We start from the raw sequence: 16,327 nt of genomic DNA, 5'->3' as shown, positions 1-16,327 counted from the left end.
GAGCATGAATAGGGCAATAGTATGTGATTGCCCTATGAGTTAGCATTTTTAAGTATTAGATATCGGTTTTAAAATCAAGCGCTCGCCTTTGCGATAAATGCTATAGCGTAAACCCACTTGATAACTATGCTGGGCGTTTTCGGTTTCGCCTAAATATTCTAATAACTCTGCTAGCTCTAAATAAGCCTCCGCATTGGGTGCTTGATTCACACTAGACTCATAATAATGTTTGGCTAAGAGCCAATTTTGTTGTTGGCGATAAAGCCGCGCTAGCATTAATAATAAAACCGGATTATTAGCTTGATGAGTTTGCCATTGCTTAGCATTAGCTAATGCCTGCTCAATATCCCTTTGTGGCGTTCGTCCATATAGCTCTGCTAAACCATCATGCCATGTTTGATTTAAGGTGGTTTCAATCATCTGAGCGCTAGTTTCATAATCCTCTATCTTTAGCAGTATTTTAGTATAGATATAAACCGCTTCAGGCTGAGTGGTGACTGCTGTAGGCAAACGTTGCCACATGGCTTTTAATTTAATAATGCCACCTTGTTTAAGTTGTTGCTCAAATAACCCTGTTAAAGCCGCTACTTCTATTTTCTGCATATCTTCGGCTTTAAGGATTTTTTGGGTAATTAATTCAGGTAATAAATCAACTAACTCATCCCAGTTTTCTTGTTGATATAAAACACGAGCAAGTAATCTTAAAACATAAGGATGTTTAGGGGCTAAGGGCTGTAAACTTCTTAAGGTAGCATGTGCTTGCTCTAATTGATTAGCCGTAATTTGCATATCCGCTTGTGATACCCCTACAGCTAAACGTGAGCCTTGATTATGTAATAAGGCGCGTCTTAGCCACTCATCACGGCGATCATAAGCTTCTTGCATATGAGCGGCGCGTGCAGCGGCAATATAGCTAAGCACGGGCATTTCAGTTTCATCGGCTTGATAGAGCAAGAGCTTTTCTGCTCGATTCCAATTACCCTCTGTGAGCTTTAATAAACCCCGTGCAAAGGTACGAGCGGCATAGCGATCTTTAATGATCTGACGTAAATGCAAGAGGCGATAAAATGCATTTAAGGCAAAATGTAAGGTAAAAAATCCTAGCACTAAATATAAAATAAAGGCAGCAGTACGTCCCTGCATAATATAAGTAGGGTTTTCATTCCAACTGACTAAAGTCATGCCAGGATTATTAATAGACCAATAGAGTAAGCCCAAAAATATTATTAATACTAAGCCTAAACCGATTAAGTAACGCATTAGGGGTTTACCTCGGAGGATTGCTTAGAATTAATAGTCACATTATTAAATACTTTAAGGCTTGCTAGCTCAGGGCGTTGGCTGTCAGTCGTTAATTTTTTTAAGGTATTTAAAGCGCTAATCAATTCCTCTGCTTGTTGCGCAGGATAGTAGTCGTTAAAAGTATCTATTAATAGTTGGATTTGGCTTTGCGCTGCTTCAGTATTGCCTTGTAATAATAATAATTGCAGTGTTTCTAGACGTAATAGTGCTAATTGATAAATCTGTTGGCTATTTTCAGCATCTAAAATCACGGGTAAAGGCTGATCTACGGGGCGAATAGTGAATGATTCACCCCATAGCGCTTTTGCTTCACTTGAATAACGTTCCCACCAAGTTAAAGGGCGATCCGGTTGTTTAGGCTTTAATTGTGCCTCTAGAGCGGGGGTTAAAGGCTTAGGCGCGTGCAGTGTTTGCCGTATTTGTTGGATTTGCTCGGTAATAAAGGGAGCATCTAGCCCTTGATAGGCCTCTAGTGTTTTGCGATCCCGAATAATTTGCTGGCGTGTGGGAATATATTCCACAATGGCTAAATTCATTAATACTTGATCGGCTTCTTTTAGAGCCGCTAAGGCCGCTGTTTTATTTTGGGTAATTTGCCATTCACGATTAGCCAGTTTTAATAAAAACTGTACTTCCGCTATTTGCCACTCTGAGGGATTAGAGGGTTTAATATTTTCTTGTAGTTGGCCTTGAATACGCGTGATCTGCTCTGTTTGTTTCGCAACGGTTAGGGCAAATTGGCGGGTTTGTTGTTCTAGTTCTTGAATCGTTTTAAAGCGCTCATTCATAGCCTGCTGTTGTGCCGCTAAGGTTTGTTCTAGTTCGCTTTCTAAGCGTTTGATTTTTGTATCTGTGGGAACTTGGGTCAGGTGTTGCTGTTGTTGTTGTAATTGGGTTTGTGTGGCGACGACTTTAACATTCATCCGCTGCCAGTGCCGATAACCTGCCCCAATACCAATCAGGGTAAAAAGAAACGCGAGTGCTGCCAAAAATACGGCAAAGCGACCACTCCAAGAGGGTGGCGGTGGTTGAAAAAGGTCAAGATCTAAATCAGGTCGTGAAGATTTATCTATCATTATGGTTATTCCAAACCCTATGCAAAGCCTCCCACATCGCAGTATCACTAGGATTATGGGCGGTATGAATACGCTTAAAATTGAGTTGTTGAGCTGCTTGAGCAATGCGCTCACTACCGACTAATAAGGGGACATGAGCAGGATTAACAGCCCCGCCCCAGCAGGTAACTAAGTGCTGCAAGGCTTCCAAACTCGTTATCATAACCCAACTGACGGCCTCCCACTGAATATTCAATGTAGGTAAGGGTTGGGTAATGCGCTGGTAAACCTCACAGGATATTACCTGCATGTTTCGTGCCCGTAAGGTATCAGCTAATAGGGTACGCCCTCCTGAACCTTTAACCAGCAAGATTTTTTGTGGAGATAAGGCAGCGAAAGCAGGTAAGGCGAGCAGTTCTTCACTGGTGAAATGAGTATCAGGTGCGTAATCAACCTGAATACCATAATTTGCCAAGGTCTGAGAGGTAGCATTACCAATCGCAGCAATTTTGAAATGGCTAGGAAGATAAGGGTGCGTTAATTGTTTGAAAAAGTATTCAACGGCATTCGGGCTAGTAAACAGAGCGAGTTGATAAGCGTGCAAGTTTGCCTCATGAAGGAGTAATTCACAGGGCAATGCCTCAATAGCGAGCAGAGGGCAGGCAATAACCGTAGCGCCTGCTTGTTGTAGGCGCTGGGTAAGCTTAATCGCTTGATGAGCGGGGCGGGTAATGACTAAAGTTTGACCTGTTAAACTCGGTGCTGAGTGGGCACTCATAGCGTCACATCAACCCCTAAGAGGCTAAGCACTTTATCACCACCTTGCTGCAGTAAATTTTCCGCGATAGCAATACCTAATGCCTCCGGTTCATTAATACTGCCAGACTGCTGATCAGTAAAGGTTTGTGAACCATCGGGATAGCCTATTAGTCCCCGCATATGAATACTATTGCCTGATAACTCCGCAAAACCAGCTACCGGAATTTGACAGCCGCCATTTAAACGCTTATTCATCGCACGCTCGGCTCGTATCCGTAAGGCAGTATCAGGATGATTAAGGGGGGCAAGTAAGGATTCAATACGAGTATCACCCTCCCGGCACTCAATGCCAATAGCACCTTGTCCAATCGCTGGTAAACTCTCTTCGGTGCTTAAATAGGCGGTAATACGGGCTTGAAAACCTAAACGAATCAACCCTGCGGCGGCGAGAATAATTGCATCATATTCTCCCTGATCTAGTTTACTCAGACGGGTATTAACATTACCCCGTAAGTCTTTGATCACTAAATGCGGAAACCGTGCGCGTAATTGGGTTTGGCGGCGTAAGCTCGAAGTACCAACCACCGCCCCTTCAGGCAGCTCAGCTAAAGATTGATAACGCTGCGAAACAAAGGCATCGCGCGGATCTTCACGCTCCATAATGATTGGTAAATGTAAGCCTGCTGGAAAGTCCATCGGCACATCTTTCATTGAGTGGACTGCAATATCGGCACTCCCCTCCAGCATACCCGCCTCTAACTCCTTTACAAACAAGCCCTTACCACCAATTTTAGAGAGGGGGCTATCTAAAATTTTATCTCCACGTGTCACCATGCCAACTAATTCAATCTGTAGATCAGGGTGATGGTGTTGAAGTTGAGCGGCAACGTGTTCAGCCTGCCAAAGTGCTAAGGGGCTAGTGCGGGTCGCAATGCGAATAATGTGAGCCATATGTCTGAAAGCCTAATCAATGAATGCTAAAGACTTTACGGCAAACAATTTTAAAGTTCCAGCAATGTACAGGTGTCTTTTAGCAGTAGAGGAGCTAAGTATTAGCTAAGACTTTAGTTTGACGAGCGCTAATAGTTTTATAAACCGCATAATAGAGCAAAATGCCAACAGCATCGGCGACTACATCACCCCACGACATAGAACGCCAAGTGGTCATGCCTTGTAGCAATTCAATCGAGCCACCATAGATGAATAAAGGCAAAAATACATAAAGCCAAAAAGAGCGTGACCAAGCCAAATGAAACAAGGCCGCAAAGACGAAAAAGGCACCTGCATGTACTATCTTATCGCCCATCTCAATCCCTTCAATTGGCAATGGGGTGCGGCTTAAAGCAAAAAATACTCCAAACACTAACAGGCCGATACAGAAAGCCCTGAAGCTATAAAGATAACGTGGATTAGTTTGAACACTAAGGTGGATTGATTTTAATAATTCATACATGAGTATTGGATTCCAGTAGTTAACTTAATACTAAGCGTGAATCGATTTTATAGCATGTGATTATGAATTATTGGTGCAAAAACTCATGAAAGCAGGGTTAAACAAGAACACAATGCAGTACTTGAACACTCAAGTACTGCACAGACTCGATAAGTTGCTGATTAGCCCCAACGATAGGTGAGGTTTAACATCGCACCGCGTTCACGATCACGACGGCCTTGATAGCGTGTTTCGTCTTGATAGACATTGGCAGATAAGGTGGTATTACGTCCTACCGCGAATTCAGCACCTAAAGAAGCATAGAGTGTCTTGGCTTTACCAGAGTAGCCTGCTTCTTTGCTGCGTCCCGCTTTTACTGAGCCATATAGTTTGGCATTTTGACCTAAAGGTACATCAGCATCGAGGGTAACTGCATAGTTACGCTCATTTTTAGGCGCTTTATAGCCTAAATCTGAACGATCATAACGTTTGCGTGATCCTTCAACACCTAACCATACATTTGGGGTTATGCCGTAGTACGCACCTACCATAGTGCGACGTCCACGATTACCATCACTGAGGCGAATGTTTTGATGTTGGGCATTAAAGCGTGTGCGCTGAGTAGGTTTGGTTCTAATTTCGGCTGTAGTCATATCTTCAGTCAAAATATTGCCTTTTTTGTCATTTAAGGCATGACGCATATAAGCAGGACTGCGTTCTTGACGTACACCCACTTGGACTCGTGACCCCATTTGAGCCTGTAGACCGACATGGTAAGGTGTAAAGGTTTTCTTGGCATATTGATTCCCTACACGCTTAATTTCCATTGAGCCTGCCCCGGCACTAAGCTGGATATTAGGTGAGAGATGAGTCGCGCCTTGAAGATAAACACTGCGACCGGTATGGCGATATTGTGGATTTTTAAAGCGGTGTTTTTCCACTCGTAAACCATAACTAGTACCCGTGGCACGATTTACTCGTTTGTATTGTGCTGAAACACTGTCATGGGTGGTTTTGTTATCAGAGGTGGTAATACGTTCAACACCTGTGCTAAACAAATTGTCATATTGACCCGCCATTGCATTAGTACTAGCTAATAGCACTAAACCTGCTGGGAGATAGGGTAGGTAATGTTTCATAAGATGTCCTTTAGTTGTCTTCAGTAAGCGTCCATCCGCTGGCAGAGAATGCAGCAAGACCTCGATGCCCAAGCAGTATTAACTATAGACTTGAAACGGGGTTTAAGCCTTGTTACCTATCATTAAAACTCTACCCCTTATCAGATAAATCAATAAGATAGTGATTTTTTAGCCATTAGCATTCTTTATATTAGAAATACTTATAGTAGCAAATAAACTATCTTATTGTTTTAAGTTAGATTATGTCGCAGTATTAAGCGGTTCAGTATATTACTGTATTAGTATATTCCGAGGTACATATGAAGGCATTACCGGAGTTTGAAAAGCGTAGCCAACAAGAGGTCAAGGCAACCACTTGTTATATGTGTGCTTGTCGCTGCGGCATTAAGGTAACGGTTGAAAATAATAATATCCGCTATATTCAGGGCAATCGGGATCACCCGATTAATAAAGGCGTGCTCTGTGCTAAGGGTAATGCCGGCATTATGAAGCAAAATTCCCCTGCTAAACTCCATGCTCCCCTCTTACGTAAAGCGGGTACTGAGCGGGGTGCAGGTGAGTTTGAGGTCATTTCAATGGATCGGGCTTTGGATATTTTAGAGGCTCGCTTACGTCATATTCGTAGTACAGATCCCTTAAAACTGGCTTATTTTACCGGACGCGATCAGATGCAAGCCCTGACCGGCTTTTGGGCCTCGCAATTTGGCACTTTAAACTGGGCGGCACACGGCGGCTTTTGCTCGGTGAATATGGCAGCAGCGGGGCTTTACACGACGGGATATGCTTTTTGGGAGTTTGGTGATCCTGATTGGGATAACACTAAATATTTTATGCTCTGGGGTGTGGCGGATGATCATGCCTCTAATCCGATTAAAATCGGCCTAGAAAAACTCAAACGTAATGGTGGCAAATTTGTAGCGATTAATCCGGCACGCACGGGCTATCAAGCGATTGCGGATGAGTGGGTGGGGATTCGTCCTGGAACAGATGCCATGCTAGCCCTGTCTATGTTGCATGTGCTGCTCAAAAACGATCAGTTTGATTGGGAGTTTTTAATTCGCTATACCAATGCTGCCTATTTAGTCGTTCATACTCCGGGGCAAATAGGGCATGGCTTACTCCTGCGTGATGAGGCGGGTAATCCTTTGGTATGGGATCAGGTGAAAGGGATGGCGCTTGATGGCACGCAGCCGAATATCTCACCTGCTTTATTTTTTGAAGGTGAAGTGCAAGGTCAGCCCGTTAAATCCGTCATGGTGCTGATTGCTGAGGCGTATTTAGATGAACAATACTCGCCGGCTAAAGCATCGGAGATTTGTGGTGTACCGGCTGAGCAAATTGAGCGTTTAGCATTGGAAATGGCGCATATTGCGTTTAAAGAAAGTATTGAGGTCGATGTACCCGAAGGTTGGATCGATTGGGCAGGGCGTAAGCATTATAAATTTATCGGTCGTCCGGTATCGATGCATGCAATGCGTGGGATTTCAGCACATTCCAATGGTTTTCAGACCTGCCGTGCGATTCACTTTTTACAAATTATGTTAGGCACTGTGGATGTTCCGGGCGGACATTTAGCTAAGCCTCCTTACCCTAAACATATTCCGCCTGCGGTTAAACCTGCCAAAGATTGTGCGCCTAATACCCCACTTAGAACGCCGCCCTTAGGTTTTCCAACCAGTCCAGAGGATTTAGTTTTAGACGAAAACGGTAAACCCAAGCGCATTGACAAAGCCTATTCATGGGATGCGCCCCTGTCTAATCATGGCCTGATGCACATGGTGATTAGTAATGCGGTAAAGGGTGATCCCTATTATATTGATACGCTGATGATTTTCATGGCGAATATGGCGTGGAATTCCAGCATGAATACCGCCGAGACTCAGCAGATGCTAGTCGAAAAGCATGATAATGGTGAGTATAAAATCCCCTTTATTGTGGTATCGGATGCCTATCATTCTGAAATGGTTAACTTTGCCGATTTGATTATTCCCGATACCACCTATCTAGAGCGTTGGGATACTATCTCTATGCTGGATCGCCCTATTTCCGAGCCACATGCGGCGTGTGATGCCATTAGGCAGCCGATTATTAAACCTGAGCGGGAGGTAATGCCGTGGCAAGAGGTGCAAGTCGAATTAGGACTGCGTTTAGGTTTTCCCGCTCTGACGAATCCAGATGGTTCGCGTAAATATAAAGACTATCAAGACTTTATTATTAACTGGGAACGAGAGCCGGGCATTGGCTTTTTGGCAGGATGGCGCTTAGATGAGGAGGGTAATGAAGTACCTTTGCGGGGCAAGCCTAATCCTAAACAATGGGAGCGCTATGCTGAAGAAGGTGCTTTTTTTGCCTATCACTTACCAGAAAATACCCGCTACTACCGCCATGCCAATAAGGACTACTTAGAACTTGCCAAAAGTGCTGGGTGGGTAGGTTCCACTAAGCAAATTGTGATAGAACTCTATTCAGAAACCCAACAACGCTTTAAGCTCGCAGGGCAAGGCTTATATGCAGGGCCAATGCCCACTGAAGCTCATCATAAAGAACGTCTGAGCCAGTATTTTAATCCCTTACCGTTCTACTATAAGCCGCTAGAGCAATGCCGTATTGATGAGGATGAATACCCTTTCTATGCGGTGAATCAACGCCCAATGTTTATGTATCATTCGTGGGATTCGCAAAATGCGTGGTTACGCCAGATCTGTGCTCAAAATTACTTATATATGAATCGCCAACGTGGTGAGAGCCTAGGTCTAGCTGATTTATCGTGGGTATGGGTGGAGTCCCATCATGGCAAGATTCGGGTGCAGTTAAAGCTAATCGAGGGTTGCCAAGCCGATACGGTATGGACGTGGAATGCGATTGCTAAACAGGCCGGTGCCTGGGGCTTGAAAGCAGGGGCTAATGAAAACACCAAAGGTTTCTTGATGAATCACCTGATTTCTGAGCTATTACCGCAGCAAAATGATGCACTAGATGGTGTAACCAATTCAGACCCGATTACCGGACAGGCCGCTTGGTATGACCTTAAAGTCAAAATCTATCCCGCTGCTGAGACTGGTACTTGGCCTCTGTTCTCTACTATTAAACCCTTACCCCATGCTCAAGAGTCTCCCGATTTACTACGTTATCAAACCCATGCGGCGGTGAATGTAGTGCGCTCAATGGAGGATGTATTAGAGCGCGGTAGTGTCCATGATGGCAATCGAGGAACATCTGGGAGTAAAACGGTATGAAACTAGGTTTAGTCGTTGATTTAGATGTGTGTGTGGGCTGTCATGCGTGTGCGGTATCCTGCAAGCAATGGAATACCTCCGGTATGAGCGGCGCACTGACGGATTATAACCCCTATGGTGAAGATCCGAGTGGAGTATGGTTTAACCGTGTGCGGAGCTATGAGGTAGGTGATTATCCGCAGAATAAAACGATTAATTTCCCAATGTCCTGTATGCACTGCGAGCAAGCTGATTGTGTGGATGTATGCCCCACAGGTGCAAGCTATAAGCGCGTAGAGGATGGCATTGTCTTGATTGACCAGGATAAGTGTATGGGTTGTAACTACTGCTCATGGGCTTGTCCCTATGGTGCGCGTGAATTAGATCGCTCTACAGGTACGATGAAAAAATGTACCTTATGCCTTGATCGGATTTATGACGAGCGCTTAGAGGAGGTCGATCGTCAACCCTCTTGTGTGATCACTTGTCCCGCACATGCCCGTCATTTTGGTGATTTTGATGACCCTGATTCTAATGTGAGCCAGCTAGTGCGGGAGCGGGGCGGCTATCAACTCATGCCTGAGCTGGGCTATAGCCCTACCAATCGCTATTTACCCCCACGAGTCACACGCCTCATACCGACGGAAGATGTGAGCAAAAAGTCATTGATCAGCTCGGTCAAAGAGTGGGTCAATAAAATGGTTGAGCGTTAAGAGGTTACCTTATGCATCCAGCGTTTTCTGTTATTGGATTTACCGTAGCCTCTGGAGCGGGATATGGTTTATTTATTTTATTAGTCTTGGCAGAGGTTTATGGGTTTGCGGATATTGATGTACCTGTGGCCTTAAGTGCCGGGCTTCTCGCTCTGGTATTGATTTCTGGTGGCTTATTGTCTTCGACTTTGCATTTAGCGAATCCTAAACAGGCATGGCGAGCCTTTTTCCGTTTTAAAACCTCATGGTTATCACGTGAAGGCGTGTTTGCGCTGGTGTTTTATCCACTGGCCTTACTGTATCTCATCGGGGTCTATGTGAATGATGCCCAAGCCAATGGACTAGTGGCATTTGTGGGCTTAAGTGCAGTTGTCATAGCGTTAGCAACCGTGTTTAGTACAGGTATGATTTATGGCTGCTTGAAAACCATTAGACAATGGAACACCGCTTTAACACCAACGAATTACATAGTATTAGCCCTTGCAACAGGTAGTGTCTTGCTCGTGTTGATATTGGCGTTTGCGGGAAAAGATAGTAAAACGATGGCAGGTATTGCTATAGCATTACTAGCTTTGGGGGCGATGACTAAGGCGATTTATTACTTTTGGATCAGAACCGTAATAGGGCCAACGATTAATACCGCCACGGGTTTCACACAGGGCAAAGTGCGCCTATTGGATACGGGACACACAGCCGGTACTTTCCTGACACGAGAATTTAGTTATCAAGCGCAACATAGTCTACTCACTCAATTACGCATAGTCGTGTTTGCTTTAGGCTTTGTCCTGCCTATAGCATTACTAGCATTTATGATCTTAGCGTGGTCGAGCGGTTGGGTTGCTTTAGTGGGAGTGTTCGCGATGTTTGCAGGGATTACAGCAGAGCGCTGGCTATTTTTCGCTGAGGCTCGCCATGTGGTTAATCTCTATCATGGCGCACAGCATACTTAAGCAGAATAGAATACGAATGTTTCACGTTAAACATAGCTAAGCAAAGCCGCTGGAGCATAAACTCTAGCGGCTTTTTTAGTTAATGCCCGCCTAAATACGCCGCACGCACTTCAGGATTAACGAGTAACTCCTCACCCGTACCCGATAAGCGAATTTCACCATTGACCAATACATAACCCCGATCTGCAAGGCGCAGAGCGTGATTAGCATTTTGCTCGACGAGGAAGATAGTGGTTCCTTGAGCAGCTATATCGCGCAGTGAGTTTAGAATTTGCTTCACAATCAAGGGGGCTAAGCCCAGACTCGGCTCATCTAATAGCAGCAATTTAGGGCGACTCATTAAAGCGCGACCAATCGCTAACATTTGCTGTTCCCCGCCGGATAAAGTCCCGGCACGTTGATTGCGCCGCTCCTTTAGGCGTGGAAACATAACAAACATTTTTTCTCGATCTTCTTCCATATGCTCATCGCCAATTGGAAGCGTACCCATAATGAGATTTTCTTCTACAGTCATAGCAGGGAAAATCCGTCGTCCTTCTGGGACTTGAGCAATACCTAAGCGTCCGACTTCATGCATGGCGATATTAGTAATATCCCGACCTTGATATTTAATATAACCTTTGGATGCGCGAGGGGAGCCAAAAATAGTCATGAGTAGGGTTGATTTACCGGCTCCATTAGCCCCAATTAGGGTCACAATTTCACCTTCTGAAACATTCATACTCACATTACGCAGGGCTTGAATCGGGCCATAAGATGCATCAATTTGATGAATTTCTAACATATAGTCACTCATGATGCGTCTCCTTCTTCTGTACCTAAATAGGCCGCTAAGACTTTAGGATTGACCTCGATTTCTGCGGGAGTGCCTGCGGCAATCACCTGCCCATAATCTAATACCACAATGTGCTCTGAAATACCCATGACTAGTCCCATATCATGCTCTATCAGTAGCACCGTGACATTATGCTTATCACGCAGATGGCGAATGAGCGTACTCAGCTCTACCGTTTCACGCGGATTCAAGCCCGCCGCCGGTTCATCCAAGCATACTAATTTAGGTTCAGTACACATGGCGCGGGCAATTTCTAAACGGCGCTGATTCCCATAAGGCAAATCCCCTGCAAGACGATTCGCATCTTCGGTAAGATTTACTACCTCCAACCAATAATAAGCAGTCTCTAGAGCGCGTTTTTCCGAGGCGCGATAATGTTTAGTATTCAACATACCGCGAATCAGATTGCGATCTAAGTGATTATGCTGAGCGACCAGCAGATTTTCCATCACCGTCATTTCACGAAACAAACGGATATTTTGGAAAGTACGAGCGACACCGGCTTGATTGACCCGATGGGAGCCGCCAAAAGTTTTATAATAGAGGCGCTCCAAAAAGGCTGGTGGATTGACATAATCGCTCCACTGAAACTTTTCACCGAGTACTTTGCGTAGGTTGGTCGTTTTACCATTGTCATTGAGAATGACCTGTCCCTCAGTCGCTTTATAAAAGCCAGTGACACAGTTAAAAACGGTGGTTTTACCCGCGCCATTAGGCCCAATCAGAGCGGTAATGGAGTTTTTTTGTACCTCAAAATTGACATTATTCAAGGCCAAGATACCGCCAAAACGCATGGTTAGGCCTTGTACACTTAAGAGCGGAGAGGGTGGAGTGGGGCTTGCTACATCACTCATGCTTGCCCCTCCTTAGTGAAGTAAGGACGGCGAATGGGTAAGAAACCACGCGGTTTCCATAGCATCATGAATACCATGAGTATGCCGAATATTAATACACGATAATCTGCAAAGTCGCGTAACATTTCAGGTAGGATAGTAAGTACTAATGCCGCAACCACAACCCCGACGACAGAACCCATGCCCCCTAATACCACAATGGCAAGGATTAAGGCAGATTCAAAGAAGGTAAATGAAGTAGGGTTCACAAAGCCGCCTTGTTGTGCCGCGAAAAACACCCCGCCAATACCTCCCGTCATAGCGCCCATCATAAAGGCACTGAGCTTGATCGTGACATGATTCATACCTAAAGAGCGACAGGCAATTTCATCTTCACGTAAAGCTTCCCAAGCTCGTCCCATAGGCATAGTGCGTAAACGGCTAAAGAAAAAAATCATGAGGCAGGCGACTAGAAACACGACCAAATAGATAAAGATAAATTTGGTATTAGGGCTATAGGTTGTCCCAAAAAACTCATGAAAAGGTATATGCCCATCTGTTTTTGCAGTACGGGTGAATTCTAGGCCAAACAGTGAGGGTTCAGCAGCTTTAGCCCCATTAGGGCCGCCCGTGAAAGACATCCAGTTATTCAGCACTAAGCGAATAATTTCCCCAAAGCCTAGGGTAACAATAGCCAGATAATCACCATGCATACGTAAGACTGGAAAACCTAATATACCCCCTAAGAGAGCCGCAAAGGCAGCCGCTAAAGGAATCGCACTCCAAAACCCTAAACCCCAATATTGTGACCCTAAGGCAAAGGTATAGGCTCCTACCGCGTAAAAGGCCACAAATCCCAAATCCAGTAACCCAGCGAGTCCCACTACAATATTAAGACCTAAACCGAGTAATACATAAATCAAGGCGAGAATAGCCACGGTGAGATAATACTTGCTGAGATAAAAGGGTAATACCAGCCCGGCAATAAATAGAATAGCGAGAATGATCCATAAATACCTTTGGTCACCGGGGCTAGCAACGTATACACCCCGTTTACCTTTGCTCAACATAAATTTTTGAATCAGTCGCTGCCCCCACGGTGTCAAGGCAGCGAGCTGATAGGCAAAGCGCCCGATAAAGACAATGAAAGCTAACATTATCGGTGTTTGCGGGTGAGTATTAAAACCATAACCGTTAAGGATAATACCGGAGATAGGACTGAAAATAAGTAGAGCAATCATGCCTACTAAAGAAGAATCCTTGAAGGCAGTGAGCATGGGCGGGTCATTAGGTTTACTAAACATTACACTTTCTCCACTAAGGGCTTGCCCAATAAACCACTAGGACGGAAAATCAATACCAGCACCAAGAGTGAAAAAGCGAATACATCCTTATAGTCCGTATTAACAAAGCCAGAGAATAAGGACTCGGACATCCCCAAAATAATACCGCCTAACATCGCTCCGGGTAATGAGCCGATTCCACCTAAAACCGCTGCTGTGAAGGCTTTAACGCCGGTAATAAAGCCGACTGAAAAATCAAACGAGCCATAATTCAGCGTGACTAATACACCTGCAATAGCAGCCATAGCCGCCCCTAAAATAAACACGGTGGAAATAATCCGATCTGTATTAATGCCTAATATGGCAGCCATCTTAGGGTCTTGTTGTACCGCACGGCATTGGCGACCTAAGGAGGTCTTTTGAATGATATAGGTGAGTAAAGCCATGCTAGCAAACGACACGACAACCAGCAGGACTTGAATATAGGTGATTTGGAAAAAGTCGGTTTCAGTACCAAAACGAAACACGCCGGGGAGAATGGTGGGAACCGCCTGTGTTTTAGCGCCTTGGCTGACTTGTACATAATTCTGCAACACTAGCGACACACCGATAGCTGAAATGAGAGGGGCTAGTCGTGGAGAATTACGTAAGGGTTTATAAGCAATACGCTCAATGCTCCAACCGTATAAGGAGACAATCACGATCGTAACAATCAGAGTAATAATGATGAGAAAGGCAGCAGAGCTAATGCCAAAGAAGGATAAAATCGCGATACAGATAGCCGTGATATAAGCCGAGATCATATAGACATCGCCATGGGCGAAGTTGATCATGCCTATAATCCCATACACCATTGTGTAGCCTACTGCGATAAGACCATAAATGGAGCCAAGTGCTAAACCATTTACGAGTTGCTGACCTAAAATATGAAATTCCATGGTAACCGCCTTGCTGTGGTTAGGTGAGAAAGAAGGGGGTTGGGATTCTGCCACAGTAGGTATGGCAGAATCTGAGACTTAAGTAAGCGGGCGCTTACTCTTCCATTTTGTACTTACCATCTTTATCCCAGACATACATGGTGTAGTCAGAGACTTTAATATCGCCTTTTTCATCCCACTCTTTTTTGCCTAATACGGTGTTAGCACCATTGGCTTTTAACCAATCGGCGAGTTTGTCACCGTCAGTAGTTTTAGCATTTTTGAGTGCTTCAGCAATGGCTTGGGTAGTCGCGTAGGCATAAAGGGTATAGCCTTCAGGTTTGTAACCGTTAGCTTGGATTTTTTCAGCCACTTCTTTACTGTCAGGAATCGTTAATGGATCACGACCGAAGGTATGACGTACTCCTTCGACAAATTGTGGTCCACCCGCAGCCGTTACTAATTGCTCAGAGACGATACCATCACCAGAGATAAAGACCGCTTTAGAACCTTGCTCACGTAATTGGCGAATTAAAGCGCCCGCTTCGGTATGTAGACCACCGAAATAGACCACCTCAGCATCGGCTGCTTTGATTTTGGTGACTAAGGCATTGAAGTCTTTTTCACCACGGGTTAACCCCTCATATAAGACTTCTTTGATATCTTTTTCATTGAGGCGAGCTTTAGTTGCATCCGCTAAGCCCTGACCATAAGTATCTTTATCGTGAATGATAGCAACCTTAGTGGCTTTTAATTTATCAATAATATAGTCACCGGCTACCGTACCTTGTTGATCATCACGACCACACATCCGCATGACATTTTTTAAATCACGATCAGTGACTTTAGGATTGGTAGAGGCTGGAGTAATTTCCAGAATATTCGCCTCGGCATAAATCTCACTAGCTGGAATAGTAGAGGAGGAGCAGAAGTGACCCACTACGGCGACCACTTTATCATTATCGACTAGGCGATTGGCTACAGCTACTGCTTGCTTTGGCTCACAAGCATCATCAGCTTTTACCAATTCGATCATGGAGCCATTAATACCGCCAGCATCATTAATATCTTTAGCCGCAGCCTCAGCACCTTTCCAAAATTGCTCACCAAAAGCCGCATTTGCACCCGTATGCGGACCTGCCACACCAATTTTAATTGCATCTGCCGCAAAGACAGCCGCACCCGAAAGTAACCCTGCAACTAATATCGTCAGTGGAACGATTTTTTTTAATTTACCCACGATCATGAGACGGTCTCCTAGAGTTGTTTGATTCACGTTACGCATAGTAGGCGGATAGCCATGCCTAATATAAGCAGATTATGGCTATGCATGGCAATCCCAATTATTCAGGGGTTTAATTATAAAACTCTATGTTGTGATGAATTTACTATCGGCTAGTGCGATAAACTTGGATAACTTTGAGCGTAATAGTAGAGCTTTGTGGTGCTAAGATGAGGAAGGTGGTCTGCGTGTTATTCATGTTGTTCGAGTTGGGCCAATATCCGCCAAGTATTAGTGGCGCAGTCCATACCCTCCGGCTTGGTGCTAAGCTGTGTTAGAACCCTCATAATACTGGTTTTAGTCTGAGTCAATTGCTCTTGTACTCTATCAATATCTTTTATTAGTCCGTCTTCTAAGGTTAAAACCACCGTCTTTAGACGGTCAGATTTATCTGCGATACTCACCCAATAGAAGTCAAGCAGAGGACTGGAGAAATGGAGTATCGGTATGGCAGTCATACAGTATACCGAATCGAGTACCACTTTGTATTTGTGACGAAATATCGTTATCCGATTCTAAAGGGCGATGTGGGCTTGCGGGTACGGGAGCTGATCCGTCAAACCTGCCAAGCCTTTGAGATAGAGATTGTGAAAGGGGTGGTGAGTAAGGATC

The 16,327-nt window shown here is 44.7% G+C and carries 15 protein-coding genes; 4 read left to right on the top strand and 11 right to left on the bottom strand.

The features are described from left to right. Positions 1–48 precede the first annotated feature (48 nt). From A3IK_RS18180 to A3IK_RS0101260, 6 genes are all read right to left on the bottom strand, one after another. On the bottom strand, positions 49–1,260 hold the full coding sequence (locus tag A3IK_RS18180; protein ID WP_020558146.1) for a heme biosynthesis HemY N-terminal domain-containing protein: 1,212 nt from the start codon (positions 1,258–1,260) through the stop codon (positions 49–51). Then, positions 1,260–2,378, bottom strand: a complete 1,119-nt coding sequence (locus A3IK_RS0101280; RefSeq protein WP_020558145.1) for a uroporphyrinogen-III C-methyltransferase — start codon at positions 2,376–2,378, stop codon at positions 1,260–1,262. Before A3IK_RS0101280 ends, A3IK_RS18180 begins: the two co-directional genes overlap by 1 nt. Then, positions 2,368–3,135: a uroporphyrinogen-III synthase gene (locus A3IK_RS0101275; RefSeq protein ID WP_020558144.1), complete on the bottom strand. Its 768-nt coding sequence runs from the start codon at positions 3,133–3,135 to the stop codon at positions 2,368–2,370. The genes A3IK_RS0101280 and A3IK_RS0101275 overlap by 11 nt, the downstream gene beginning before the upstream one ends. Further along, entirely contained in the window at positions 3,132–4,067 is a 936-nt protein-coding gene (gene hemC / locus A3IK_RS0101270) for a hydroxymethylbilane synthase (RefSeq protein WP_020558143.1), read from the bottom strand. Before hemC ends, A3IK_RS0101275 begins: the two co-directional genes overlap by 4 nt. A 94-nt stretch (positions 4,068–4,161) precedes the next feature. Further along, a complete protein-coding gene (locus tag A3IK_RS18175) occupies positions 4,162–4,569 on the bottom strand; it encodes a VanZ family protein (RefSeq protein ID WP_020558142.1) in 408 nt (135 codons plus the stop codon). A 161-nt stretch (positions 4,570–4,730) separates the two neighbouring features. Continuing rightward, positions 4,731–5,687 carry an outer membrane beta-barrel protein gene (locus A3IK_RS0101260; RefSeq protein WP_020558141.1) on the bottom strand — a complete coding sequence of 319 codons (957 nt, stop codon included), beginning with the start codon at positions 5,685–5,687 and terminating at the stop codon, positions 4,731–4,733. Between the two features lie 299 nt (positions 5,688–5,986). On the opposite strand from A3IK_RS0101260, the gene A3IK_RS0101255 reads away from it, so the two are divergent. Genes A3IK_RS0101255 through A3IK_RS0101245 form a run of 3 tightly spaced genes read left to right on the top strand, consistent with a single transcriptional unit; the run spans position 5,987 to position 10,565 of the window. Then, on the top strand, positions 5,987–8,923 hold the full coding sequence (locus tag A3IK_RS0101255) for a molybdopterin-dependent oxidoreductase (protein WP_020558140.1): 2,937 nt from the start codon (positions 5,987–5,989) through the stop codon (positions 8,921–8,923). Beyond that, positions 8,920–9,615 (top strand): 4Fe-4S dicluster domain-containing protein, encoded by a 696-nt coding sequence (locus tag A3IK_RS0101250; protein ID WP_020558139.1) that lies wholly within the window; start codon positions 8,920–8,922, stop codon positions 9,613–9,615. Before A3IK_RS0101255 ends, A3IK_RS0101250 begins: the two co-directional genes overlap by 4 nt. Positions 9,616–9,626: 11 nt before the next feature. After that, complete coding sequence (locus A3IK_RS0101245) at positions 9,627–10,565, top strand: dimethyl sulfoxide reductase anchor subunit family protein (protein WP_020558138.1); 939 nt, start codon at positions 9,627–9,629, stop codon at positions 10,563–10,565. Between the two features lie 79 nt (positions 10,566–10,644). Here A3IK_RS0101245 and A3IK_RS0101240 read toward each other — a convergent pair whose 3' ends face one another. From A3IK_RS0101240 to A3IK_RS0101215, 5 genes are all read right to left on the bottom strand, one after another. Then, positions 10,645–11,361, bottom strand: a complete 717-nt coding sequence (locus tag A3IK_RS0101240; RefSeq protein WP_020558137.1) for an ABC transporter ATP-binding protein — start codon at positions 11,359–11,361, stop codon at positions 10,645–10,647. Beyond that, positions 11,358–12,254, bottom strand: a complete 897-nt coding sequence (locus A3IK_RS0101235) for an ABC transporter ATP-binding protein (protein ID WP_020558136.1) — start codon at positions 12,252–12,254, stop codon at positions 11,358–11,360. Before A3IK_RS0101235 ends, A3IK_RS0101240 begins: the two co-directional genes overlap by 4 nt. Continuing rightward, complete coding sequence (gene livM, locus A3IK_RS0101230; RefSeq protein ID WP_020558135.1) at positions 12,251–13,537, bottom strand: high-affinity branched-chain amino acid ABC transporter permease LivM; 1,287 nt, start codon at positions 13,535–13,537, stop codon at positions 12,251–12,253. Before livM ends, A3IK_RS0101235 begins: the two co-directional genes overlap by 4 nt. Continuing rightward, positions 13,537–14,454, bottom strand: a complete 918-nt coding sequence (locus A3IK_RS0101225; RefSeq protein WP_020558134.1) for an ABC transporter permease subunit — start codon at positions 14,452–14,454, stop codon at positions 13,537–13,539. Before A3IK_RS0101225 ends, livM begins: the two co-directional genes overlap by 1 nt. A 94-nt stretch (positions 14,455–14,548) precedes the next feature. Continuing rightward, positions 14,549–15,679, bottom strand: a complete 1,131-nt coding sequence (locus tag A3IK_RS0101215; protein ID WP_020558133.1) for a branched-chain amino acid ABC transporter substrate-binding protein — start codon at positions 15,677–15,679, stop codon at positions 14,549–14,551. Positions 15,680–16,149: 470 nt separating this feature from the next. Between A3IK_RS0101215 and tnpA the strand changes: the two genes are divergently transcribed. Next, positions 16,150–16,327: IS200/IS605 family transposase (gene tnpA / locus A3IK_RS18170; RefSeq protein WP_040848503.1), on the top strand; the 178-nt coding region annotated here is incomplete at its 3' end.

The organism is Thiofilum flexile DSM 14609 (genome assembly GCF_000380185.1).
Taxonomy (GTDB): Bacteria; Pseudomonadota; Gammaproteobacteria; order Thiotrichales; family Thiotrichaceae; genus Thiofilum; species Thiofilum flexile.
Note: the sequence above shows the minus strand (reverse complement) of the source record. Positions and strands in the feature narration are given on the sequence as shown.